The 23,297-nt window shown below is 59.6% G+C and carries 20 protein-coding genes, 1 tRNA gene and 3 pseudogenes; 7 read left to right on the forward strand and 17 right to left on the reverse strand.

Features of this window, described 5'->3' with window-relative positions; translation table 11 throughout:
• Positions 1-26: 26 nt before the first annotated feature.
• Positions 27-257, forward strand: coding sequence for a DUF2958 domain-containing protein (locus XH79_RS43275; RefSeq protein WP_370157884.1), 231 nt, complete (start codon positions 27-29; stop codon positions 255-257).
• Here the strand turns inward: XH79_RS43275 and XH79_RS10950 are convergent.
• The 4 genes from XH79_RS10950 to XH79_RS10965 all read right to left on the reverse strand — a co-directional run bounded on the left by XH79_RS10950 (position 242) and on the right by XH79_RS10965 (position 3,625).
• Entirely contained in the window at positions 242-688 is a 447-nt protein-coding gene (locus XH79_RS10950; protein ID WP_442869946.1) for a helix-turn-helix domain-containing protein, read from the reverse strand. The two genes, XH79_RS43275 and XH79_RS10950, sit on opposite strands and share 16 nt — an antisense overlap.
• Positions 689-1,349: 661 nt before the next feature.
• Positions 1,350-1,862: a Phasin protein gene (locus XH79_RS10955; protein ID WP_211434493.1), complete on the reverse strand. Its 513-nt coding sequence runs from the start codon at positions 1,860-1,862 to the stop codon at positions 1,350-1,352.
• A 149-nt stretch (positions 1,863-2,011) separates the two neighbouring features.
• Complete coding sequence (locus XH79_RS10960) at positions 2,012-3,202, reverse strand: extracellular catalytic domain type 1 short-chain-length polyhydroxyalkanoate depolymerase (protein ID WP_271581681.1); 1,191 nt, start codon at positions 3,200-3,202, stop codon at positions 2,012-2,014.
• A gap of 3 nt (positions 3,203-3,205) precedes the next feature.
• The gene (locus tag XH79_RS10965; protein ID WP_036003746.1) at positions 3,206-3,625 is read right to left on the reverse strand and encodes a CopG family transcriptional regulator; all 420 of its coding nucleotides are present in this window, start codon (positions 3,623-3,625) and stop codon (positions 3,206-3,208) included.
• A gap of 1,309 nt (positions 3,626-4,934) precedes the next feature.
• Here XH79_RS10965 and XH79_RS10970 point away from each other — a divergent pair.
• Positions 4,935-5,201, forward strand: a complete 267-nt coding sequence (locus tag XH79_RS10970; RefSeq protein WP_248879326.1) for a hypothetical protein — start codon at positions 4,935-4,937, stop codon at positions 5,199-5,201.
• A 461-nt stretch (positions 5,202-5,662) separates the two neighbouring features.
• Here XH79_RS10970 and XH79_RS10975 read toward each other — a convergent pair whose 3' ends face one another.
• The gene (locus tag XH79_RS10975; RefSeq protein ID WP_028170261.1) at positions 5,663-5,854 is read right to left on the reverse strand and encodes a CsbD family protein; all 192 of its coding nucleotides are present in this window, start codon (positions 5,852-5,854) and stop codon (positions 5,663-5,665) included.
• Positions 5,855-7,570: 1,716 nt separating this feature from the next.
• Positions 7,571-8,203: a hypothetical protein gene (locus XH79_RS10980; protein WP_249163003.1), complete on the reverse strand. Its 633-nt coding sequence runs from the start codon at positions 8,201-8,203 to the stop codon at positions 7,571-7,573.
• Positions 8,204-8,949: 746 nt separating this feature from the next.
• Here XH79_RS10980 and XH79_RS10990 point away from each other — a divergent pair.
• The 3 genes from XH79_RS10990 (at position 8,950) to XH79_RS11000 (ending at position 9,761) form a co-directional block, all read left to right on the forward strand.
• Positions 8,950-9,150 (forward strand): hypothetical protein, encoded by a 201-nt coding sequence (locus XH79_RS10990; protein ID WP_014493160.1) that lies wholly within the window; start codon positions 8,950-8,952, stop codon positions 9,148-9,150.
• Positions 9,151-9,381: 231 nt separating this feature from the next.
• On the forward strand, positions 9,382-9,600 hold the full coding sequence (locus XH79_RS10995) for a hypothetical protein (RefSeq protein ID WP_141379029.1): 219 nt from the start codon (positions 9,382-9,384) through the stop codon (positions 9,598-9,600).
• An 8-nt stretch (positions 9,601-9,608) separates the two neighbouring features.
• Positions 9,609-9,761 carry a hypothetical protein gene (locus XH79_RS11000; RefSeq protein WP_018640764.1) on the forward strand — a complete coding sequence of 51 codons (153 nt, stop codon included), beginning with the start codon at positions 9,609-9,611 and terminating at the stop codon, positions 9,759-9,761.
• 1,088 nt (positions 9,762-10,849) lie between these two features.
• Here XH79_RS11000 and XH79_RS11005 read toward each other — a convergent pair.
• From XH79_RS11005 to XH79_RS11030, 6 genes and pseudogenes are all read right to left on the reverse strand, one after another.
• Positions 10,850-11,053, reverse strand: a complete 204-nt coding sequence (locus tag XH79_RS11005; protein WP_018640766.1) for a hypothetical protein — start codon at positions 11,051-11,053, stop codon at positions 10,850-10,852.
• Between the two features lie 675 nt (positions 11,054-11,728).
• A pseudogene (locus XH79_RS11010) lies at positions 11,729-13,476 on the reverse strand (relaxase/mobilization nuclease domain-containing protein); the annotation flags it as partial.
• Positions 13,473-13,706: a hypothetical protein gene (locus XH79_RS11015; protein ID WP_141379031.1), complete on the reverse strand. Its 234-nt coding sequence runs from the start codon at positions 13,704-13,706 to the stop codon at positions 13,473-13,475. The pseudogene XH79_RS11010 and the gene XH79_RS11015, both read right to left, overlap by 4 nt.
• A 317-nt stretch (positions 13,707-14,023) precedes the next feature.
• Positions 14,024-15,087 (reverse strand): annotated as a pseudogene (locus XH79_RS11020) (IS110 family transposase).
• A gap of 199 nt (positions 15,088-15,286) precedes the next feature.
• Entirely contained in the window at positions 15,287-16,003 is a 717-nt protein-coding gene (locus XH79_RS11025) for a lytic transglycosylase domain-containing protein (RefSeq protein WP_014493153.1), read from the reverse strand.
• A gap of 179 nt (positions 16,004-16,182) precedes the next feature.
• Positions 16,183-16,696: pseudogene (locus XH79_RS11030) on the reverse strand (S26 family signal peptidase).
• A 78-nt stretch (positions 16,697-16,774) separates the two neighbouring features.
• On the opposite strand from XH79_RS11030, the gene XH79_RS11035 reads away from it, so the two are divergent.
• Both XH79_RS11035 and XH79_RS11040 read left to right on the forward strand, forming a co-directional pair.
• The gene (locus XH79_RS11035; protein WP_271581682.1) at positions 16,775-17,140 is read left to right on the forward strand and encodes a hypothetical protein; all 366 of its coding nucleotides are present in this window, start codon (positions 16,775-16,777) and stop codon (positions 17,138-17,140) included.
• Between the two features lie 136 nt (positions 17,141-17,276).
• Positions 17,277-17,486, forward strand: coding sequence for a hypothetical protein (locus tag XH79_RS11040; RefSeq protein ID WP_014493150.1), 210 nt, complete (start codon positions 17,277-17,279; stop codon positions 17,484-17,486).
• A gap of 1,064 nt (positions 17,487-18,550) precedes the next feature.
• On the opposite strand, the gene XH79_RS11045 is transcribed toward XH79_RS11040, so the two are convergent.
• From XH79_RS11045 to XH79_RS11065, 5 genes are all read right to left on the reverse strand, one after another.
• Positions 18,551-18,651: transfer RNA gene (locus XH79_RS11045), tRNA-Ser, on the reverse strand.
• A 325-nt stretch (positions 18,652-18,976) separates the two neighbouring features.
• Positions 18,977-19,570: a hypothetical protein gene (locus XH79_RS11050; protein WP_333921682.1), complete on the reverse strand. Its 594-nt coding sequence runs from the start codon at positions 19,568-19,570 to the stop codon at positions 18,977-18,979.
• Between the two features lie 142 nt (positions 19,571-19,712).
• Positions 19,713-20,921: an MFS transporter gene (locus tag XH79_RS11055; RefSeq protein ID WP_271528063.1), complete on the reverse strand. Its 1,209-nt coding sequence runs from the start codon at positions 20,919-20,921 to the stop codon at positions 19,713-19,715.
• A gap of 17 nt (positions 20,922-20,938) precedes the next feature.
• Positions 20,939-22,165, reverse strand: a complete 1,227-nt coding sequence (locus tag XH79_RS11060; protein WP_271581683.1) for an ATP-grasp domain-containing protein — start codon at positions 22,163-22,165, stop codon at positions 20,939-20,941.
• The gene (locus XH79_RS11065) at positions 22,104-23,297 is read right to left on the reverse strand and encodes a saccharopine dehydrogenase C-terminal domain-containing protein (protein ID WP_271528062.1); all 1,194 of its coding nucleotides are present in this window, start codon (positions 23,295-23,297) and stop codon (positions 22,104-22,106) included. The genes XH79_RS11060 and XH79_RS11065 overlap by 62 nt, the downstream gene beginning before the upstream one ends.

A 23,297-nucleotide genomic window follows, 5' to 3' on the forward strand; every position in this document is an offset into this window, starting at 1 on the left:
AATCAACGGCGGTGACCCACGTACCAGTGGCGAAATTTTTCGCACGGGACGCACAAGCCACGTGGCTCATCACTGAAGTCGATCCAGACGAGCCCGATCGCCTCTTCGGATTGTGCGACCTCGGTCAGGGGTGCCCGGAACTCGGCTACGTCTTATCTTATTCGATCTGTCGCCTGAGGCAGTTCGTGGGGATCTCAGGGAGTGCGTTTCCTGGTCCGGCGCCGCGTCTGTCCCGCGGCCTTCAAGCTGGCGGGTAACGTCGGCGGCACGTCATCCCGGCGTCCGTACTCGAACACAATCCCCGGCGGAGACTCGAACCTTCCTTGATGCCGTCGACGTTCACCCCAAGACGCTTGATCTTGTCGTACAAGGTCTGCTTGGGGAGGCCGAGCAGCGCAGCTGTTGTCTGGACGTCGCCCTGCTTGCGGCGCAATGCATCCTCGATGATCAATCGTTCGATGTTCTCGAGCTGGCGAGGCAACGAGACGTCCGCGCCGCCAAGGCCGGATTTGTTGATCGTCTTGCCGTCGAGCACACCCAACACGAAACGGTCGGCGGCATTGCGAAGCTCGCGCACATTTCCCGGCCATGCATAAGCCAGCAGAACAGACGTCGTCTGCTCGTCAAGGATGGGCGCGTCGCGCTCGAACCGCCTGGCAGCTTCGGAGAACCATGGCGGCGATCTGATCCTGGTTCAGGGCCACAGTTCGCCCGGCATCTATGCGCGCGCCTTTCTCGAGGGGCGGCTCAGCGAGAAAACACACCGGCGGAGTTATCCGGAATATCGGACGGCCGCCGCGATGCGTCGCCGACGCCATTGACACGTTCGTCGCCATGTCGGGAAGGTTTTTCAGAGGCTGCGAGAGCGCCGACGCGATCAGATGTAGGCGTGCACCGCCTGCTAAGTATTGGCAAAAACCCGCAGGCGCCGTCTTGCACCAGCTTCCGCCGATCTTCCGAACAAACCTGATTCCGAACCCGCGTCCCGGAGATGGCAGGGTCCTCAACTCGCGCCAGCAGCCTCGGTCCGCTAACTCTTGGGGTACAGCGCAGAAATCGCGGGTTGCCGTTGCCAGGGAAGCAAATCGAGCCCGACATCCTTGGCGTGTTCCAATTTGATGGGCCCATCTGAAGAGCGGCGTCGCAAGGCAAGGCACTTGCCCCTGACTGCGGTTTGATGGCCCCTCACGCAGAAACTGCGGTCAAGACAAAGATCGGCACCAAAATGGCCGGCGCTGATTCCGCTCCCTCGTTGTGAGTCGCGCTCCCTAGCCGAAAGCAGCAACCGTGACCCGCGTGCTTGATCCGCGTTTGCGTCCATCCTTTGCCGCAGCGGGTAAGGCTTGCAGTTATCGTCCCGGCAGAGCCGTGACTTCTCGGGGCGGCTTGATCCGCAAGAACGGATATGCCGCCAGTTCTTTCGAATGCCGCGCGAACATATCGACCCGTCTGCTCGTAAACTCCGTAATGACGCCGAAAAATTCAGTTGGTGACCTGATCGTCGCAAGTCTCAGGCTGAATTCAAAAGCGAATTGCGCGTTGGCCCCGGCTATCTCAAGAAGCTTCGCTTGATACGCCTGCATGTTTGCTGTCGGTAGAGCAAAGCCTTTCGTTGGATCGCTATCCGTCATTCCCTGGCTGCGGTCACCTACTAAGGCATCCGCCTCAGGCTCAATGATGGGAACCTGGTGTTTAGGATCATCATGAAGCTCAGGAGGCGGTTCGACCGAGTCTGCCGCAGCAGAGTGAAGTGAATTGTCTTTCGGGCTTCTAACAATGGCCTGCTTGTTCCGTTGGGCCCGCGCGGCCATTTTCGGGTTGCGGGCGCGCTTTGCCGCTGTCGCCGCTTTGCGTTTGCTCATCTGACGCTCCAAGAAAATGGGGGTGCGACCACAACGGTCATTTCCGAAAGGACAACAGGCTCTGTGACGTGGCGTTCCAAGCCCGTGCACTGTTGGTCGCATGAACTAAGATAAATCGCACGTTCTCTGAGCCGCCCCGAGAAGCCAGACTACCCACCGAGCGAATGCTCGAGGAAGAAGCGCAGCATTTCCCTCGTGGCATCCGGCCCTTGCGGGTCAGTGTAGGACCCGGCGGGGCTGCCGCCTGACCATGCGTGTCCGGCGCCATCGATGTTCCAGTGTTCGGAAGTCGCCCGACCGGCCCCGTCGATCAGGACGGTGCGAGTATAGGCATGGCCGTGGGGTACGCGTCCGCGCAGCACCCTCATCGTCGGCCTCGTTGCCCTGGCGGCCTGCTCGATAATCTGATCGCCATTCTTTGGATGCACCGTTGTGTCGCGATCGCCATGGAAAACGATGGTCGGCACAGAAGTTTTGCCGTCCGCAATTGCCTTGGAGCCGCCTCCCTGCCGCATGGCGACGAACGCGGAGGGAAGGTCGCTGGCGGCCCCACACGCCAGGCCTGAATGAATGCCGACGGCCGCGTATAGGTCGCTATACGTGGCGCCCATGATGGCAGCGGCGGCCCCACCGGCAGAGAGACCCGCGACGTATACGCGCTTCGGATCGATCGGATGGTCGCGCATGATCTGGCGGGTAATGCCGGCGATCATCGAAGGCTCGCCCTCACCGCGGCGCTGGTCACCGGTGCGAAACCAGTTCCAGCACTTCGACTGGTTGGCTCCGCTCGGCTGCTCAGGATAGACCACGAAGCAATTCTGCTCTTCCGCCAGGAAGTTCATCCGGGTGCCGGCCGCGAAATCGTCGGGCGACTGGGTGCAGCCATGAAGCATGACGATCAGGGGAAGCCGTTGTCCCTGGCAGCGGCTCGGGATGAACAGCTTGTAGGTCCGGCTTCCCGCGGCGTTACTGAAGGTACCGGCGATAAACCGTGTGCCCTCGGGCACGATGTCCGATGGCGACAGAGGAGCGCGCGTAATCGGACTTCGCAGGCCAAGCCCGGAAAAATCCCGCATTCCGTCGAGCGGTAAGGAGCGTCTGCGTCCCTGACCAGAGCGGGCCGGCGAGGCCTGCGGAGCTTCCCGCTCCTCGACGACGTCGGCCGTGGCGTCGATGGTAAGCGGATCGAGCCGCGAGAGCGGAGCCTGAGAGGCGCTGCGCGACTCCGGTCTTGGAGCGCTATCGCCCTGGAGCATGCGCTGCAGCAGCGCGGTGGCCTCGACCAGTTGGCCGGTACGCGTGAGGCGGGTTGCTTCGCGGACTATGTCTTGATTCAGCATCGTTCACCTCGTTCTGTCGGCGAGAGCGGCCTTGACCGCGGGAGTGGCGTGTAGGGCCCCCAGCACCGAAACCGACGCGATCGTGGCGCGCGCCAACTCGGGAGTGACGTCCTGGGCGATGGTGGCTAAGCCCAAAACATTGATCTGCAGCATTTCGCCGGCGCGCCGCGCCGCTTCGAGATCCTCGCGTGTGTAGTTGCGCAGCCCGAGGTCCAAGTTCTTCCGGGCCGTGGATTGTCTGACGACCTCTACGTGTCGCTCGAGCTGGTTCCGGATTGCTGTCCGGATGAAATCGGTCCTGTTCGAATAGAACCCTTCCTGCACCATGAGATCGACATGACCGAGGTCGACATAGCCAAGGTTGATCGTGATCTTCTCGGTGTCGGGGGCCTTGGGTCGCAGCTCGTGTGTATTTCCGGCCATAGTGAAACATCCCTGCACCATCCGTCTGGATGGTGTGTGGATGTAAATAGATGCTCCCGGGCGCCTTTCAAGGGGTGGAGCCATCCAATAAACCAGGAGCTCGCGCAGGCGGGCCGTCTCGTGGAGCGTCAGACAAATTCTGGCGAAACTCGCCTCCCCTGTCTTCGCAAGCCCGATGGCCCAGTTCGTTAAAAAAAACAGAAACAGGTTCGTCGTGCTCCCACGTCGCGGGCAAACCAAAATAGAAAGCACCCTTAACCTTCTGAGTGACATGCTCAATGTCGCTCACCTTCCGCTTCCCGTGTCGCCGGATGGCCGGCTGCCCACGTTCGCTGAAGTGACCGGCTTTGATGCTGCATCAGCGTGGGCCCCGCCTTACGCCAGGGCAACAAGCGTTTCTCGGCGAGCTCGCTGTCCGCTTCGCAGTGGTCAGTGGCCGGCTCAGCTACCAGCACAACTTCACAACAACGAGCCCCGCGAGATTGAAGTTCTCGAGAGCGCCGCTTTCACCGATTTCCTCGACAAGTCCGAACCGCTCTGGGCCGACCTGTACGGTTGGAGAACCAACTAGGCGTCATTCCGGAGCCAAGGGCGGCAAACTCAGGATCACGGCCTCGCCATCGATCACAAACCTCTTTTGCCGGTTCCTCAGCGCGGCCTCAGCAGGCCATCCAGAGTGCGGATGGTGACCATCTCACCGCAAGAGCAGCGGGCGTTCCCGTCCGGCCGTTGAGTCGGCAACGGCAGAGCCAGCCTGTGCATGCAGTTCTTCCAGGCGGTCCAGTCGCGCTAGCTGCGCCAAGCCTCGTAATCGATCTCGGACCGCGTTGCCAGCCACCTCTGCCATGCCGCCTCGAAGCCGGCGCGGGACCTTGTCGAACGTCTCGTTAATGCCGCCGCGGTGCTTCCTGGGCTCGATCCCTGGAAGCCGCCACCGTGGCTCACATAGGCAGAGCCGCCCTAGGACGTGCGGCGCGAGTAGGGGGATAGCAACAAAGTATGGCTTTGGCTGTTCACATGCATGGAAGCGCATCTTCTGCAGGTCACTACTGACGATGGCGAGTGCCGGTTTTGGTTAGCAGCCGGTACGGAAGAAGAGGCCGTTCAGCTCGTCTTGGATGCCATCCCTGAGGGATGGACCGCCAAACTAATCGATCGCGGGGGCACCGCCCGGGAGCAAGCTTCAGCGCTCGGCCTGACTGTTGGGCTCGCGCCAGGAGAAGCCCGCGAGGTAAGCAGAGGAATCGGGCTTAGCTGATACGCAGGCACTTCTCCGCCGCCGCGATCTGCGATCGGGGAAACTGACCAGATGAATTTTGAAGGTTTAGCCCACAAGGAGCGTCAGATGAGCGAACGACGTGAGCTATATCGTGATACCAACGGCGACGCTTGGTTTCTGGGACGCGAGCCGGCCAATGGACATGCTTTCATCATTCATCAGCCAAATGCGCCTTCTGGCGGCCGACTGACACACATTGAACTCGGCGATTTCTTGCGAAGTGAGCCGAAAGGACCCGAGCACCAGGCCCTTCTGCGCCTGATAGGTACGCTAGTGAACGTGCCACCGTACGCTTAGGGCGTACCAGCAGCGTTAGAGCGGCCTAGCACTCACATATACGGGCTGTTCTCTGAGACCATAAGCAGAGACGGATCGGATATCGGCACACCTTGCAGGTCAATCGAGGCGTTTGAAAGGATCTGCGTGCAGATACGTGCCATCAAAGTAATTGACGCCAAAGCGTCGATCACCAATCCAACGCTCTCTCCGCATTCGAATCTTCCTGAGCAGAGTTCGTGGCGGCCAACGCAAGCATTGACTAGCTGTTCCTATGGGATGCAAACGCTCCCTCACGCTTGGTGGCTGAAAACCTCAGTAAGGAAGAGCAGCGAATGGCCGGCGCACACGAAAATTGAGGGTCGGGGCGAGACGGGCCTTTCCAAGCCTCGCGCCATTTCGGAACAAAGATCCAAGAAGCCGTCTGCCCACCAGAAAGAGAGGGCCGCCCGGAGGCGGCTAGTTTTTGTCTTCTCTTCTGCTTATTTTTTGAGGGCGTCAGCGGCGTCCCGCGCTGCATCCTTCACATCTCCCGCCGCATTGTGGGCAGATCCCTTGGCCTTGTCGATCTTGCCTTCGGCTTCCATGTCCTTGTCGCCAGTGAGCTTACCGGCACCTTCTTTGATGGCGCCTTTTGCCTTGTCGGCAGCGCCCTTCACATGTTCGCGGTCCATGATCGTGTCCTTTGCTGCTGGGAGAGCACACAACGAAAGCGTTGCGCAGTGGTTCCTCCTGCGGAGGCCCGCTTAAGGCCGCCGGCGTCGGACGCCTCGGCATATTGAAGGCAAGCCACCACTAAATTCTCGTCGCCTGGCGGGCCGTTCTAACCGACTCGTGCTCTTATGGGGCGCGCCGGCCGGTCGCCGAGTGCGCGCAAGCGGATGGTCAAAATTGCTCAGACCTGGTCTGCCACAAGTGTTAACAACGCCCATCACCGTCCGGCTCATGGCTTTTATCGGTGCTGAGAACGCCAATTGCGCTCCCGCCTAACCGAACAGCGAGCACCATGTTCAAGCAATCATCGATATTTCAATACCGCTTAGAGGACGAGGCAATTGACTTGCGCAAGCAGGCTGAGGGTATGCCTCATGGCGTTCGACGCGACGAGCTTCTACGGATGGCCAACCGGATCGATAACTCGGTTATCGTCAATAAGTGGCTGGATTCACCAGGTCTGCGCGCTCCGACATAAACCTACCAGCGCAGAGAGGCCGCCTCAGTTGGCGGCGTTTGGCCTTACGAGCCTGACATAGGTGGCGAACACCAGCCCGCGCGCGGAAGCGATTACCGCATGACGGCAGTCGGCCTGCGGCAGAAACTCGAATAGTTCACTAGCGGGAGCCGAAACAAGTGCTCGCTATCCAGCACCGAAAGGCGCACTGTCCGCCATCGCGCGGCCCTTAGCAATTACGGTGATGTGAACGCAAGTTCCGCTCCCGCTTGACCCGCAGCGGAGCATCAAACATGGCGGCTCGACGGCCCTCACACTAATCATCGACACTCGAATATCGCCTCGCACAGGAGGCGATCAATCTCCGCCTAGTCTACAGGTCAAGGAGTTGCCCGTTGGCGTTCGCCGCGCAGAGCTCTTGCGAAAGGCCAGGCACATCGATGTTGCAGGAGAGATCAACAGGTGGTTGACCTCGCCGGACTACAGGCGCCACCTTAAGCTTGGCTCTCGTTCGCGTGATGAACTTCTACACCCCACGAAGAGACCAACCTATACCGGGATTTTACAGTCTCCCTCCCGGGCTGGTAAGCCGCCGCCTGCGCTTTATTTAAGCGGGCGGCGTTTTTGTTCTCAGGGGCCAAACGACCTCATCTCCTGCGGTTGCCCTACCACCGGCCAAGGCCCAGTCATAGGCGCCGGTGGTTGACAGACGGGTCCCAGCCTACGGTCGGTAGCCATGTGCGACGACGATCTGTTACTTCCATCTATGTGCCGATGCGACGTCCCTGGCGGGACATCACCCGGGACGCGCTGCGCCGCTCTCATGCGCTTTGGAAATCGAGCCCGAAATGAAATCGGGCCGCTGATGCAGGTCCGTTCTCATGCGCTTAGTCTTCTACCACCTTAGTCTTTCTTTCTTCGGCTTCTTGGCTTCGCGATTGCCGCGTTGCTATCCCTTCGCCATGCCGTCAATCTCCTGTTGCGGTTCGAGTTCGTCCAGTTCATCCGACTGCAGAACGCGCCCTCGATCAACGTCGGCAGAAAACGATAAGCTTTTCATACTTTCTTTAGCAAATCTCGACCGACTCCGCTTTGGTGAACTCTCTTCAGGGGGGCTTACCTTTGCGGCTGGGGAGCGTAAGCAATCTTCTTCAGTGCCTTGTTCGCATCACCGCGACCTTGATAAGTGCCGAGCAACTCGCCCTCGTCGTCAATTTCTTCAACCCGACACAGGGTCCAGCGCTTGTCTTTGCCCTGCGCGATGCGGAACGCACGACCGTTGCGGCGACAATAGAATGCTTCGGATCTCTCGATTCTGGTCCACGCACAATCCGCGCCCAACAGAAACCGCTGTTCCAGCCTTATTCGCTCTTCCTCTCTCCAGCGCCGATAGCTTTGCTCCTGCTCCGTTTCTAAGCCTGTCTTCCTCGCGCTCGATGCGCTCCTGCAACGCTCCAATGATCGCGCGCATCTCGGTGCCGTTTCCCTTGTCTGACTGACACAATGCGACACAGCCATTTCTGAGTTCGTCCTTGGGATAACTTGTATGTGGTTCTTCCCAAATAGCGCGCAGACTCTGCTCCACATCCGTTTTCGTCAACGGCAGGCCGGGTAACGTATTCAGAAACGCCTGGAGGTCCTCGACGGGTATCCAGATGGAGCCGCTGCCTGTGCGGCCTCTTCTCGCCGACTCTCCCCACTTCTTCCACACGGAGCTTGCTCCATCCAGCGCTTTCACAATCTCGCGCGATACCTTGTGAACGCTATGCGGCTCACGCAGGTGCTTCAAGGATGGGCTTTTTACGTAATCAAACAAGATAGAGGCGACGGCGTAGTGACGATCAGCGTTCATGCGGAGCTCTCGTCATTTTAATGCAACAGCAAGGCAAGTTACGCGGTGCGGCTCAGGCAACTCTCAACAGGCTAACTCGATAACACCATTAGGTTCACGGTTCTGGGGATGCTCCGGATCGATGCCATTGAGAACCCGCCGCTTAACGGCGCGCCAGATGGTCTGGCATAGCTCCGCCGCAGCTTTCGATGCCTGAGTGCAGATTGGCTCTTCGGTGACCAGCCCACGCACCGACATGGATCTGTGCCCAGATTGAACACATACTCATTAAACGTAGCACCGATGAAGTGCCGGGCTAAGTGTGGATGGCGGACTACTTCGCCCTCCCACTGTGGTGGACTGCTCGGCGCTATGGTGCTTCGCATTCGCGCCACCCTTCCCGACAAGGGGAGGGCGAGAACCACGCTGGCAAGAATGAAGGCGATAGGGCTATGCGCTGCATGCCCCCTAAACGCATTTTGGGAGCTTTTTGTTGCTATGCACCGTAGGAACGGATCGCCAGCCGCTTCCGTTACCCATCATGGAAAATATACGCCCACAAGACGAAAATATACGCCCACAAGACGAAGACCCGCGCGAGACGCCGCTGGATGATCCGCGGCAGCAGACTGACGCCCCCCATCACAAGCAGACAAATGAACCGTGGAAGGGCAATCCTGAGAAGGATCAACTCCCTCCTGACCGGCCGGACATCGATCTGGAGAATGGCAGGAGAGCAACACCCATCAGTCGAGAGTAGCAGTATCATGTATCGTACCCGCGAATATCTTGAGTGCGCCGAGAACTGCGCGCACCTCGCGGAGCAGGCTCGGACGGCCCCCGCCGCGCGCCGCTATCAACGCATGGAGGCGGCTTGGCGCGCGCTCGCCGAGGAGCAGCAGTGGCTGGACGGGGAGATTCCGCCGGTAGGCAGACCAAATTCATCCGCGCTACACTCGCACTCATGACGCGCACAATCCGCGCTTGCTGCCAATAAGGAATTGCTTCGTCGGCGGTAGCCCAACCTGACTTTCATCGTGCGCTGGCAGCGCACAACACAGTGACATGAGACATAATTGAACCCAACTTTGTGCGTAACCTCCCGTGTGCATAAAGACGCCTGCGCTTGCTCGGCGCTCAGCCAGGGTAGGAACCATAGTCGTTGGGACAGCTTGGTATCCAAAACGAAAGGATATCTTATGTCCACAAAGATACCCAACACAGAAGCCGATGCGGGCCATCAAGTCCCGTCACGTCGTCACGACGCTGGTAGCGGCGCGAACGAAACTACCGATGGATTGGATGCAAGCACCGAAGCGTTGCGCCATGCTGCGGAAGACACGCCATCGGGTGCCTTGACGGAGGATGTAGAGATTGTCCCGGTATTTGACCGCGCCGACTTAGCACCCAAAATTTAGGTGCAACCATGGTGAAGAAAAAGCACGGCATCATTATCGAAACACCCATGGAAGCGCGTCAAGCCGAACCCGGCCCCTCGATCCTCTTGCTGCTTCTCATCAGCGTAAGTGTCGCTGTGCTCGCTATGGCCGTTGTCTGGTTCGTTTTCTTCCGTACCTAGCGTCGCGTTGCTTTTAGCTAGGCCGATTTGCGGCCCGTTAGGTGGAGAATTGTCAGACCGGACTGCATTGATCGCGAGCCGGGCCAATCCCATGTCCATCCTAACGGAGGACAGCATGAAGCAATCGCAGCATTCCAAAATGCAGAGAACTGCCGAGCGCGCTGCCGAGGATCCAACTTTCCACCGGTACAAGCGCATAGAAACCGCATGAAGGACTTTGGCCGATGAGCAAGAATGGCTGAATGGTGAGATTATTCAGAACGCCGAGTCCCGGGACTAGCTGCGTTCAAACTTAGCGAACTGAGTAACGGCGGGTCTGTTGCTAGCCTTGGGGAGCACTTCCGGACCTGGGCAAACAGCGGTACCTCGACCAGTGTTCCGATCAGTCGCGGCAACGCTTGCTGTTCGACTCCATATCCGTCACGCAAGAGCTCGCCCAATTCAATGTGAGAAAGGCGGCCACCAGAAGGGGCATTGGGCTGATGAATAATAGAAGCATGACCGCTAGTCGGCTCGCGCCCCGATGAACCAAGCGTCGCCATTTGGACTGCGATATAGTTCTCGCCGGTCTGAATATTTCCTCCTAATCGCCCCAAGCTAGGGCGCGTACTAATAACTCCCTTGTATGAGGTCCGCTATGATCCTGATAGTGGCGCACTAGCACTAGCCGCTCTCGCCAGGTCCGAGCTGGGACAACATCGGGCTAGCAAATAGAGCCGCCAACTGGATCGGCTTTTAGTTCATCTTCGCCGAAGCTCGTCATGTAGCCCGGGATCGTCGGCACACTCTTGCGCGGCCTGTCGAGCTTCCTCCATGCCGCCCCCCGGCGAAGGCTTTGGACGGGCTGCTTTTCGGTCACGCTATTTCGTCATCCCAAACACGGCTGTTGGCATCTCCGACATTCAAAAGACCCAACAGCTTTTTCTTGCCCGCGTCGAATGCCGAAAACGAAGGGAACAAGGCTCACGGATGGGGCCGGGATCCTGCGGCTCGGGAGGGCTGCTTTGCAGGAGTCTGTCATCGGTCGGTCGGCAAGGGTCGTTCAAATACCGAACCATCTCAGGCAAGCGTTGCCGCTATACAAACTCCTATTCTTCCAGCTCCGTGAGGATGCGGTTGCGGTGCTGGATATGCTGCATCTGAATGGCGAAGAAGGTGTTTAGAAGCTTCTGAGCCTCGGTTGTGTTCGCTCCTCGGCGAGCCAAGTCCGCAATACGCTCCTCTTGCTTGGCAATATTCCGCTCGCCTTGGGCGACGTGCCGTTCGGCCTGTTCCAAATGGCGAAGCTGCATTGCGCGGTCCACGAGGCAACCTAGAACAGAGTTGGACAGTTCCCAAACGCAGGCCCGATGTCATCCCGGCAAGAAAATTGTCTAGCATAAAAGGACGCCAAATGAAGCTGTCTCGCTCGGGAGTGAGCTTGTAAACGTCACCGGGTTGGAGGTTGAGTTCCTGAAACAGCCCTTGCTGCTTTTCCGTAACAAGCGCTGGTACAATTTCCGCCGTCCAGCCTTCGGGGACAGCCGCGAGGACGAGTGTCAACGCCTGACTTGGCTTGGCTAAGGCTAACCATATCCGCTTCGCTGGCGGCGCATCGTCTGAGGCCACCTCCACAATCGTGAACGAATTGCCGAACGACTCTGCCATCGATGGCTAATCCGACGACGTGCTGCAAGTTGCAACAACTAGCTGGGATGGGGCCACGGTCGGTAAGCAGCCTTGACCGGGAATTAAGTTTCCCGGCAAGCCGAACTATGGGCCCCCGCCAAGGCTCTCAGGGGCCTCCTGGACGTGCGCTACGGCACCCGCGACGGATCGGACTGCGCCGAGTTCTCAGGGGAAGGGCGAGACGCCCGTGACCTGAAGGTGTCGCGGAACACGGTTCGGAAGGTGCTGAGGTCGGGAGAGACCTCCTTCGAGTACGAGCGGCAGGTGCAGCCGCGGCCAAAGCTGGGACGATGGGCAGCGAGGTCGCGCTTGCGACTAAAGCCACATTCGATTCCACCGCCGTCCTTCACGACACCGGTGACGTGTTGGCCGAGCCTCTTTTCGAGTTCGCGGGACCAAGGCACGAGCTGGAAACCGAGCCCATTATCGATATGGCGAAGCGTCCCGATGAGCGTCAGCCGCTGGCGATACGTTCCCGCCACATGCTCCCCGGAGGCGGCATTCACGCGAGGCAGGCCGGTGCCGACCGAGACCTTTGCTGCCACCTCGTCCAGTTCGCGTCGACGCAACGTGTCCAGGAGATCGTGCTGCAGGATGATGCGTTGGCCCTGCCGCCGGGCCAGGCCCTGCTGGATCAGATGCTCGGTACGGGCCTCCATGGCGTCGCGGGTCTCGCGGCCAAATCCACCCATGGCGAGCGGTATCGGGTCGCGTTCGACGAGCCTGTAGTCGAGCCAGGTTGCTCCTTTAGCCGTCACCTGCCCACCGAGATCGAGGTCGGAACGGGTCGCTAGCACCACGGTCGGTCGCGGATCGCCGGCTTGGCCCAAGCGTCGGACCTCGACGATGCCGCCGACCGGCGGTGCATGTTCGAAAGCCTCGAGCCCTCGAAAGCACACATGGTGCGCCCGTCCGTCTGTTCCGTCGATCAGAGCATAGGCCTCGCCGGTCAGTTCGTCATGCAATCCACGGTCGACAAGTCGTCCGACAATCTGGAATGTCGGCTGGCCGCCCTCGATAATGAAGTCGGCAACGCCGCGAGCTTCTCCGCGCTCGGCAAAGGCGCGGTGCACTGTCTCGATGATGTCGCCGCGCATACCGAGGTCGCGCAAGCTGCGCTCGGCCTCGAGCCCGACCATCCATTCCTGTGGCGCGGCGGGTGCGGCGAGGCCCATCTTCTCCAGGTGTTGAAGACGACCGACCATCAGGCGCCGGATCTCGGGATCGGACTTACCGGGATTCTCCGGGCGACGATCGATCGAGCCTGTCTCATCGGCCATCAGCCGGATCTCTCGGTCGAGCCGCGTCCATCGTTCCGCCGTGACTTCCCTCTCGAGCGAATTGCGGATCTCGTGCGCCGGCTTTGGACCGAGTTCGATGGCGACCAGTTCCTCGGCGCGTCAGCGCAGGCCTTGGCTAATGTAGTCGCGGGAGATCACGAGATCCGCTCCTTCCTCATCTACTCCCCGAACGAGAAGACGAACGTGAGGGTTGTCGGTGTTCCAATGATCGACAGCCACCCAATCGAGGCGCGTACCAAGGTCGATTTCCATCTGTCTGGCGAGATCGCGGGTAAAGGCCTTCAGGTCGGTCATGTCGCCGGCGTCCTCGGGTGAGACGATGAACCTGAATGATGCCGGTCGTCCTTGCAGCGTTCTGCGAAAGCTGAGCTATCGGTGCGGCCACCGGCGGCATCGAACATCTCTCCGCTCGCCGCTCCGGGTCACGCCGTCACGCTTCAGATATAAAATGTGGGTCGTCAGCGGCGCTGAGCGAAAGGCTCGCCCTGTGTGACGAACCACGCGTGCCTTCACCACAACGCGGCGTGTCGGGCTGAACAATCTGGCGCGGCTAAAGGACAGCCTGCCGCGGCCAAACGTCGAGCGCCCATAGGCTGCAGCACGCCTGCCAGCTGCGGCCTGCCCCGAGGTGTGTCCTGCTTTCTTCGCGGCCCGCAGCACCTGGTTGATGATCTCTTCGGCTTCGGCGCGCGGGTACTGCGGATGCGTCCAGGCCGAATACGCAGATCGCTGTCGCCCACGCTCACGGCAAGGCCTGCCAACGATCAAAATCGCACATGGTGCCGAAGACGCCTTTGATTCCATTGGTCAAAATGCAAAGCGCGGCACGCGCCCCGACTGACCGGCACGCCAGAACCCAAGCCATGCCAATGGCTTGCGGTTCGACCGGCGAGCCCCTTTTATCTCGCCTTCCTAATCGGGCATGCAAAGTCAATCCACGTCTACGCTTTTCTGCGACTTTCTGCACTTCAAACATCACGCACTCCTTGCAACAACAACGCACACACCTCACCAAAGCCGCGACCGCGGTTTGCATTCTCCAGGCGGGGTCCATGCGTTCCTTCGCGTTCAGCACTATGGCCGTCGCATGCTCTTCATCAGGTTCGTAAACAGGGCTGTCCAAGCAGTCTGGCGCTCTCATCACGTCGGACGGAAGCAGGCAAGAAATAGGGGACATTCCCCGTTTCGCGGCCCGCCAGGGGACGCTCACCGCGCGCGCGGATCTCTAATTGTTGCTCCTTCTCAGCATGCCGGCTGCAGCACCAGCGCTCATCCTCCGTGATCCAACAGAAGTTACTGCGCAGGCTTTAAGCGCAATCGTTGCGTGACCTTGGCACCGAAGCCGACGTGGAAGTCGGTCTCATTGACCCACATCCTGTGCAGAACGCTCGCAAGCTTGCGTGCAGCCGCGACGCCGCGCACAACATGCTCGACCGCTTGGCGATCCGCAGGCTCCAAGCCCGCAAGGCCGACCGTTTCCTGACCCGCAGCAACAAGCTAGCGGCCGCCTCGCAGAGCGCTTAGCGAACTGCGACGTCGCCCTGTTTGGTAATTCGGCCTTCGAAGTCGAAGGACGTTCCAGACTGGTGTCGCCTTGGCGTCAGACCAAAATGCGCGCCGACTGTCCGAGATCGCGCAAACCGGAGAGGGTCATCGACACCAACCTTGAACGAAAGAGCCGCAACGGGACCGACGCCGGGTACGGTCATCAGCCGACGACAAATCGTATCATGTTGGACCACCTGCAGGAATACCTTATGCAATCGTTCGTAACCCTCGAAGATCGCTCGCCGTACGTCCAACATGGCCTCGATCATCACGGAGAATACCGGATCGCTGTGCTCGATGAGCTCGCGGACCTGCGCTTCGTATCCTCCGCGGCCGACCGCTCCAACCATCAGACCGTAAGCCCTCAGCGTGCCACGAATGTGGTTCTCGAGGTCGATCGGCTTGCGCTTGAGCAGCTTCCTGTTCGCCAGCAGCGAGCGCATTTTCTGCATCTCGATGTTCTTGACATGGACGGCGCGATACCAGCCCAGCCGCATCATCTGCGCGATGCCGCGCGCATCGTTGCGGTCGGTCTTATTGCGCATTGTCGAAAGCGAAACGCGCATATGGCGCGCTTCTACGACAATCATCGGAAGTCCAGCTGGTTGCAATTCGCGATACAGCCAGAAGCCTAGCGATGACGCCTCGACCCCCACTCTATCGAGGCGATCCGCGCAGCCTTCTACAGCGGAGCGGATTGCCTCTGGCTCCGTGCTGACCTTGACTTCGCGAACCGTGAGACCATCGCCATCAACGATGCAAACGCTGGTTTCTTCAAGGCCGACGTCCAGTCCAACGTACAGTTTCATCGGAGCTCTCCCTTGTGGCAACGACCTTGCAAGTCGTTGCACCAGGCTCCAGATTCGGCCACGACCGTCTTATCCCCGTGCATCGGTATCTCGAAGCCCGATTTGAAGAGCTGTCCTGCTGTCGTGCGTCCCCACCTCCATCGCCTTTCCGCACATTCTTCTCCAGCGCACGCCAATGCTTGCGAGGTTGCGCATTCGGTCATCGCGGGCGTCCTGCATCAGATCTCGCGACGAACAACCCTGTTGCCTGTGGCACGATGGCCGAGATGTTGTGAACGGCAGCGGCCGTCGGAGCCCGGTTCGGCGGGCGCCCAGGCTGCAGCCGTGCATCGGTCTTCGAGCTTCCAGACCGCACAACGAAGAGCACCGCTGCCGATCGCTGCAGGTTCGCAACTGCCTCCGAACCTGTGATGTCGTCGCCGACCACTGGTCCAAGCTTGTCCAAATTGGCCTGGGTCTCAGCTGGCAATGGACGACCGGCCAGATGCGTCTCGTAGCGAGCAGGTCCGGCGTTGTAGGCTGCAAGGAAGCCCGGTGAACCATACCGATCGTGCATTTCGCGAAGATACGCAGTACCCGCAAGAATATTGTCGCTGGGATCGTACGGATCGCTGCCGAGATGGTACCGCAGGTGCAGATCTGCCCAAGTCTCCGGCATGATCTGCATCAGCCCCATGTCGCCTTTCGGTGACTTGGCGCGCACGTCTCCAACGCTTTCGACGTCTATGACTGCGCGTATCCAGTGCACCGGGACGCCGAAGCGACGCGAGGCCTCCTCGACGAAAGCCGCAAATGGATCGCCAGTTCGATAACTCGCCGTAGCCACCGCAGGTCGCATCCGGGCGACAGCAGTAGCGTTATTGACGGCCAGGACGAGGAACAGCGGCACGACAACGCGCAGGCTTCTCTCGAACAAGCACAAGCATGCCGCTGTGCGCGCGCCCGTCCAAAGTAAAGTCGCTTCGCGCCGGCCTTCCGGCCGCCCTGGACCGCCGCTGCGCGCGACGGCTGTGCGTTTGTTGGTCGGGACGGAGGAATGGTGCCGCACTCGGTCGAACAGAGGAATGGCAGATCGGACTCTCAACACGCGCACGATCAGTCCTCCCAAGTCCACACAGGGAACGCTCGGCCAATCACGGCCGATGTCGGCAAGAACCCGAAATAGCGGCCATCCAGCGAGTTGGCGGACTGCCAGTTCATGACGAAGAATTCGCCCTCGCCGACGACGCGGCAGCCCTGCCATTTCGGGAGCGGTCGGCCGCGGTCATCGCGCTCCCGCGCTTGCCCCATTTCGATCGCGTCGACAGAAACTGTGAGCCCCGTTTCGGCAGACGGTCTGCCCCGGAAGCGCCAGCACGCGCTTAAGCATCGGCACTCTGGCCGGCAGATAGCCGTTCAGGTCGAGGAAGCTTGCAAGCGGCTCCGGTGGCTGTACGGCGAGGAGTTCCGTGACGAACAGGCTGTCAACCGGTCGCAAACGATAGAGGCCGAACGGTACGCTCTCGGATGCATTCCAGACGTAGAGCGGCGTGATCTCGAGAACGATAGGCGCGATGAGAGCCGCGGCACCGCCGAGCATCGCGGTCAGTGTCTTGAACCTGCCGATCATCGCATGATCCTCTGCCGGTGAAGCCACGCCTGGTGGCCCACGGGTGGCAGGAGCTTTGCGGCTCCCAGCACCCTGCGTATGGGTGTCGGAATTCGCGCGCACCTCGGCTCATCCCTAAGTCCGCTTGCCATCCGCGCGTTGCTCGTGCATTGCGCCGAACCCATAGACATCCCGCATGTCGAGGTCCGGGGTCGCGCCTCTCAACATCTTGCCGAAATTGCGATCTGCAATGACGATACCGTCCGCGTCGTGTTCGAGGGAACGATCACCGCATCCAAGTACATAAGGGCGCCAATCCCCGTTCCTGACGAACCTCTTGAAGGGCTGGTCAAGATCAAGGAGACGCTTGTTTACGCGACCGAAGTCGCCCCCCACCATCCAGGCAACTACACGCGCGCGGGTCTGGATGTGATCTTTCGACCGAACAGCGGGCAAGGTACGTGACAAGGCAACGCATGCTGTATCGAAGAGCTTCTTCGGCAAGGATCGGCCCACGGTCACCGAAGACGAGTTGCGCCGCGACGCCTGGAATGGGAGAATTGCCTCCATGCCGAGAATACATATCGGGGACGCTCGCTCGATGCTCCCGCATTCAATTCACTACAATGCGCGCGCGGAAGGACACAACAGCAAGAAAAAGCAGGAGCTGAAATACGCGCTCATCGTGTCTGTTACGGCGCGCCGCGTGACCGACCTCTACAATCGCATCGTGCGCCGTTACCGCGGAACGTTGGAAGCGCTCATGCCTGTGATTGAAATCCCTGTGCGTGTCGAAAGCCAGGAGGAATAACCTCGTGAGCTATTCGAAACGCGTCCTCTTCGGCAATGACCCGGAAGACGAGCCGGTGCGCGCTAAGCTTCAAGAGCAAGCCGAGGCCCTTCTAAGATCATTCACCTTCAAAATCCCGATGCGCCGCGAAAATCGCCTTCCTGGGCCCCACTGGGATTCCCGATGACCATTGGTACTGCAATGCGTCGTCGATGAATTGAGCATCGCGACGATCAAGGTCAACGATCAGTTGTGCGCACGCTCAGAAGCCGAGGCAAAGATCATCAAAAAGAGAGCTGAAGAGCTCTACAATGGCTTCCTCCAGGAAGACGTTCGGATACCCGCAAAGCTATAAGTCGGCGTGATGCGTTAGCGATCAAGCGAGTCCATGCTGCGTCCTTGCTGCGTGGAGCCGCCGATACAAGTTGGTAGTCATTGAAATTGAACGGGAATTTTTGCGAACGATGCCGCGTCGGAATTCGTGGGACGGAATCGCAATTTTTGCGATGAAATAAGAGAATTTCAGAGGGTTTGGTGGTTGGGGCGGCAGGATTCGAACCTACGTCTGGTGGAATCAAAATCGGCTGCGGCGGGCCTCGGCGCGAAACGATGATTTCTTCTCGGGCGCGGTCGCAACCATACCAGGTTCGCTCCAGGACCGACCTCCGTAAAACTCGACGAACGCGATCGAATGCAAGACACGTGCAGGCTACCGTACCGACCGACAGCAAAAACTTCAGAAAACTTAGCCAATCCATCTCGTTCTCAACGACAACCTTGGGGGAGCGAAGGTTGATATTCGATCCTCGCGAATAGACAAGGTGGTCAAACATTCAGATGGAAACCACCCCAAGGTGGCTGGGCAAATGTGCATGGTTCACGGAGCCGACGATCAAGAGGGCCGACAGTTGCGGCGCGGTCGTGCCTGTAACAGCTTGGCGACGCTCATTCGCTTCCCGAAAAAGATTGCCGGCGCTTCACATTATCGAGAGCCAGCCGAGCGAAAACTCGAAAAAACACCGTTTGAAAAACCGTTTTAGTTCGGCCGTCTCAAACGGTCTCTCTCGCTAAGGTCCTGATTTATATGGTGGGCGCACCAGGGCTCGAACCTGGGACCCGCTGATTAAGAGTCAGCCCTGGGTTGAGAACAATCAATGACTTACTGGTCGCACCACTGGGCTTATCCGACTGAAAGTGGGCATTCGTCGCACGATCGTAGTGATTGCACTGCCGGATATCCGAACACGCGCTACTCGGACTTTACAGGGGTCAACTGCGACTACCAGCCATCGATCGATAGGTTCAAATCGGGGAGCCGCAACACCCGATCGCTGCGAAATGGAACTCGGGACGCGAGCGGCGCCTTTTCCGGAGTGCCGTCGCCGGTTACGCAAGAGTTGGTGGTTGCCGGGGCTCGCAACACCCGATTCTTGCGTTTGGTCGAGAGTACGATTCCGCGACGGGCTGCGTAGCGTAAGTCTTTCCTCTGGCCGACGGGATCCCAGGTCAGGCTACAGAAACAACGTTATTGCGTGCCGAGCCAGGATATTCCGCAGAGTCTGGAGCACATCAGACAGTGCGACAACATCTCTAGGCGCGCCAAGGCAAATGCGGCTTGCGCCGGGGTCGCCCTTCCCAACCGCGGCCGCAATGCGTGGGATCACAAGTATGCCGCGACCGCGGGCGGCGGCGGCGGCAAATTGATCTGCGGACCACTCCTGAGGCAATGGCAACCATCCGTAGAAGGCCGGAAACTGGAGTTTTGCGGCTTTCGGAAAGATATGCAGGATCACGCGGTAGCGCTCAAGCGCCTGCAGGCGCCGCTCGCGCAGAAGCGTTTCAAGCTGACCGCCGTCGATCAGCCGCACCACCACCTCACTCGGTATCGGAGCCACAAACCAGGCGGAGGCGTGCAGAAGGAGCTCAGTTTGAGCAGTGTAGGCTGCCGGGACCGTCAATGTGCCCAGCCGAAAGGCTGGCGCAAGACATTTGGAGTAGGACGTGACGTAGAAGGAGCGGGTTGGTGCCAACGACGCGATTGGCACAGGACGCTCGGTGAAGAAAAAACCGTAAACGTCATACTCTATTACGATCGAGCTGCTCATCGACTTCGGCGATGCGCTTCCGGCGAGCAAGACTCATGGTGCGAGCCGCGGGACTGTGTAAGGTCGGCATGCACGGATGTACAAATGTCGCTTGCTGTATGCGCAGCTTCGTAATTCTAGGGTGAGGGAATCTCCTCAACTGCTACCCGAGGTCAACGCCGTCCTGCGTGGGTTTCCGGCCCAGCATCTCACCGCGAAAGCTGTAGAGCCAAATCGTGCCCAGGGCATAAAGGGCGGCGATCGCCGCGAAAGCGAACGTGTTTTGAAGCCCTGATGTGCTGAGCAGAGCGCCAGCAAATGTGCCGAGCGCTTCTCCAATACCCATAGCGACAGCGTTAATGCCTAGCAAGGCGAGGTGATCCCTTCCTGGGGTATTCCGTACGAGCAATACAGACAACGATGGCAGGGCGACAATCTCCACAACTGTCAACAATACGACGGCGAGGTAAAGCGTAAACAAGTTCAGAAGGGCTGATAACAGCGCGAAGCACGCCGTGATCAGGACGGCCGATAAGATCAACATGTCGACGTCCTCTGCATGCGCGCGATCGAGCGTCTTCATTAACGGGATCGATGCCCCAACTACCAAGGCTGCATTGAGGGCGGCAATCGTCCAAACAATCTGCGGGCCTGCCAGCAAGCGGCCGAGTACGATCGGTGCAAATGAGAAGATCTGGGCCAAAGCGAACCAAGTAAAGGCAGTTGCAACGAATACCAGACGGAGGTCGGACCGCGTTATGCTGTGCAGCAGTGGCTTCCACCAACTGCCAGGGCGATCCGGAACGTGCAGACCCTTGCCCAACGAGGCATGGCAGAGCAGTCCAGCCAATAACATCACCACGCCGGTGAAGAGAAAAGGAGCGTTTGGTGCGATTTGCACGTACATCAGGCTCGAGAGCAACGGTCCGAGCGTGGCGGCGATATTCGTTCCTACGGCGAACTTCGCCAGCGTCAAACGGACTGATCGATCTTCCACCAGGTGGACCGTAATGAGCCGCAGCAGGAGGCTGCAGGCGCCGTAAGAAGTGCCGACCAAAACCAGTCCGAGCGCGGTTCCGACAGGCGCGGCGCTCTCTGCCACCATTATATGGCCCGCGCCCATCACGAGATAGGCTATCGTCAAACCATAACGGGTGGGCGTGCGATCAAGCAGCGGAGCGAACACGGCACGTGAGGCTCGCCCGGAAGCGGACAGCAGCAGCAAGAGAGTACCGACCTGAGCCGCCGAGAGGGATCGATCGAGAAGATAGAGGCCAAGCGCGGAGAGCGGCGCAAAGTAGCCGTAGTTGTTGAGGAAATTCAGAGCAAATACATTGCAGAATTTTCGCTGTGCGGGTTTCAGTTTCAGCATGGTGGCGCACAGGCTTTTTATTGAACGGCGATGGTGACCGTCATAATCATACGGGCGAGCCGGTCGTCGACTTCGCCAGCGCTTGCCCCGGTGGCAAGCACATGACCAACACGATCGAACGAGTGGCAGACAGGTTTCACGGTATCGCCGACCTTGATCGTCAACTCGGCACCGGCATAGCCGGGCATTTCGGCCAACCGGTCATATCCGGCTATTTGCCGCACCTTGCCAGCGGGCGGAAGGAAATATCGGATGCCGGCCGCGCCGTATCTTTCCGATGAAAGCATCACCAGGCCGGCCTCCGGGCACAGCATCTGGGCGAAGACGCTGCCGTAATACGCGATGCCGGTCACGTACTGGGTCAGGTGCGTAATGTAATCGCCTCCGGGTCGCGAATGAATTTCGCCCATAACGATCTCACCGGTATCGCAAACCCAGAATTCCGCATGGAATATGCCGAAAGTCAGCCCGACGGCGTGAACGGCGCCCTGCACAAGGCTGATCGCGCGCTCACTCAGGGAAGGTGCGAGATCTGCCGGCGCGACATGGCCGCACTCGACGAAATTGCGATCACCGATCAGGAATTTTCGGGTCAGACTCAAGACCATTGGCAAGCGACGGACACACACCCCTTCCGCGCTGAACTCTCGCCCCTGGACAAACGATTCGAGCAGGAATGGTCGCTCGGCCGACGGCCTAACCTGCGCCAACGCAACGGCAACAGACGTCGCACTATCCAGCAGAAAGACGCTCTCACTGCCGTAACCGGTCATCGGCTTGAGAATAAGCCTGCGATACCGGCGCGAGAGCTCGGCGAACGCTCGATCGACCGCCTCGCCTGATCGGCACACCACCATTTCCGGCTGCGCAAACCCGGCTGCCCGCAACGTTTCGCGGCAAACCGACTTATTGGTGGTGCACTCATGCGCACGTTCACCCGGGCCCCTGAATCCAAAGCGGCGAACAAGTCCGGCGATCGCCGGCTGCGCTTTCTCTTTGAAGCTGAATACTCCTGCAAGGAGCTCACGCCGGGGATAGGTACTGACCCAGTCGAGGCAGGCGCTCACATCCTCGAAATCGAGCGGATGGGCCTCATCGGCGAAATCCGACAGCTGACCGGCCGGCTCAAGACGCTCGGGCCTGTCCGTCAACACCACCCGCAGGCCTTGCGCGCGCGCCTGATCATAAACGTGGCGGGACTGAATCGAGCTTACTCCACCCAAGACCAGCAATTCTTTCTGCATTGTCACCGGATCTATCCATTGTTATCGCCACACCTTGATGCGCCAGCCATCTGAGCAGGCCTGGCGTCATCCGGGGCGTGATGATGTTTTCAGGGTAATGCAATCCGCTAACGGCGTTTCCGGCGCTGATCAGGCAGTTGATCAGGAAGATCACTGGCAAGCAGGTAGCAAGAGCCATCGAGCGTATATCGGGGCGGTCGGTGAAATTAAGCCGCAAGCTGTGCATGTGCCGTCGTCCGTGCCGAAGCCCGGCGAGATCGATTGCTAGAAGCGTCACTGTCTGTTCGCCTTCGGCCAGGCCAAGAGTCCGCTGAGCGGCGCGTTCGAAAAGCTGCTTTGAGGTGAGCCCGGTATCTCTATCTACGGCATCCTCGGCCAGGACGCCGAGATGGTGTAGCAACGCGACCACTTCGGCATGTCCCGTCCAACGCAACGTGCGTTGGTCGACATTGGCTCCCGGCCGAGACAATTTCGGATATTCCGATAGCCTCGGTTGCATCCCGTCATGCCAGTGCTCAAGAACTCCGATGTCGGGCCAGGCGAGCTGCTGAACATCGGAAAAGCGCGGAACGACGCAGAGGGCGCCATCGCGGATGCAATAGGCGTCGCGCTTCGCGAGCGGGAGGTGGGAAGTTCCGAAGAGCCTTTTGTAGCCGAGAGGATTGGCCGGGCGTGGCACCACAATCCCACCGCAGCACATACGAAGGGATTGCACCTCCTGAGTGGATTCCAGCAAATAGCAGGCCAGGATCTCCGTCAGCCCCGGCTCCAGCCCGCAGGGCAGAACCACCGCAAGAGTCGGAGCTTGGATCAGCGCCTGCTGCACGCGTGGCATGTCCTTGTTAGCGGGCCGACTGATGCTCACAAGCAAGCCACGTGCAGCGCGGCCCGCCAGGCTCTCGATCACGCCGAGCGTTACCGGCCACGTGGCGGCACAGATTACGACGGGTGCGAGGCCTGCGTGCTGCGGCTGGTCGGTGCACAAGATCTCGCATCTCCACGCGTCTCGCGCAGCTGTGAGCGCGCTCATATCGCGATCGATGAGACGGACCGTCCACCGCGGAAACGCTTCGCGCAGGAGCGCCGCCATTCCCCTGCCCATCGTACCAGCGCCTATGACGTCAGCCTGCAT

It is taken from the genome of Bradyrhizobium sp. CCBAU 45389 (genome assembly GCF_028128625.1).
Lineage (GTDB): Bacteria > Pseudomonadota > Alphaproteobacteria > Rhizobiales > Xanthobacteraceae > Bradyrhizobium > Bradyrhizobium liaoningense_B.

Coding starts and splice junctions, on each gene's coding strand:
- XH79_RS10955 (WP_211434493.1), bottom strand. CDS start 1,862: ATGAGCAAACGCAAAGCGGCGACAGCGGCAAAGCGCGCCCGCAACCCG.
- XH79_RS10960 (WP_271581681.1), bottom strand. CDS start 3,202: ATGCTGAATCAAGACATAGTCCGCGAAGCAACCCGCCTCACGCGTACC.
- XH79_RS10965 (WP_036003746.1), bottom strand. CDS start 3,625: ATGGCCGGAAATACACACGAGCTGCGACCCAAGGCCCCCGACACCGAG.
- XH79_RS10970 (WP_248879326.1), top strand. CDS start 4,935: ATGAATTTTGAAGGTTTAGCCCACAAGGAGCGTCAGATGAGCGAACGA.
- XH79_RS10975 (WP_028170261.1), bottom strand. CDS start 5,854: ATGGACCGCGAACATGTGAAGGGCGCTGCCGACAAGGCAAAAGGCGCC.
- XH79_RS10980 (WP_249163003.1), bottom strand. CDS start 8,203: ATGAACGCTGATCGTCACTACGCCGTCGCCTCTATCTTGTTTGATTAC.
- XH79_RS10990 (WP_014493160.1), top strand. CDS start 8,950: ATGTATCGTACCCGCGAATATCTTGAGTGCGCCGAGAACTGCGCGCAC.
- XH79_RS10995 (WP_141379029.1), top strand. CDS start 9,382: ATGTCCACAAAGATACCCAACACAGAAGCCGATGCGGGCCATCAAGTC.
- XH79_RS11000 (WP_018640764.1), top strand. CDS start 9,609: ATGGTGAAGAAAAAGCACGGCATCATTATCGAAACACCCATGGAAGCG.
- XH79_RS11005 (WP_018640766.1), bottom strand. CDS start 11,053: ATGCAGCTTCGCCATTTGGAACAGGCCGAACGGCACGTCGCCCAAGGC.
- XH79_RS11015 (WP_141379031.1), bottom strand. CDS start 13,706: ATGTTTGAAGTGCAGAAAGTCGCAGAAAAGCGTAGACGTGGATTGACT.
- XH79_RS11035 (WP_271581682.1), top strand. CDS start 16,775: ATGGGTGTCGGAATTCGCGCGCACCTCGGCTCATCCCTAAGTCCGCTT.
- XH79_RS11040 (WP_014493150.1), top strand. CDS start 17,277: ATGCTCCCGCATTCAATTCACTACAATGCGCGCGCGGAAGGACACAAC.
- XH79_RS11050 (WP_333921682.1), bottom strand. CDS start 19,570: ATGAGCAGCTCGATCGTAATAGAGTATGACGTTTACGGTTTTTTCTTC.
- XH79_RS11055 (WP_271528063.1), bottom strand. CDS start 20,921: ATGCTGAAACTGAAACCCGCACAGCGAAAATTCTGCAATGTATTTGCT.
- XH79_RS11060 (WP_271581683.1), bottom strand. CDS start 22,165: ATGCAGAAAGAATTGCTGGTCTTGGGTGGAGTAAGCTCGATTCAGTCC.
- XH79_RS11065 (WP_271528062.1), bottom strand. CDS start 23,297: ATGCAGGCTGACGTCATAGGCGCTGGTACGATGGGCAGGGGAATGGCG.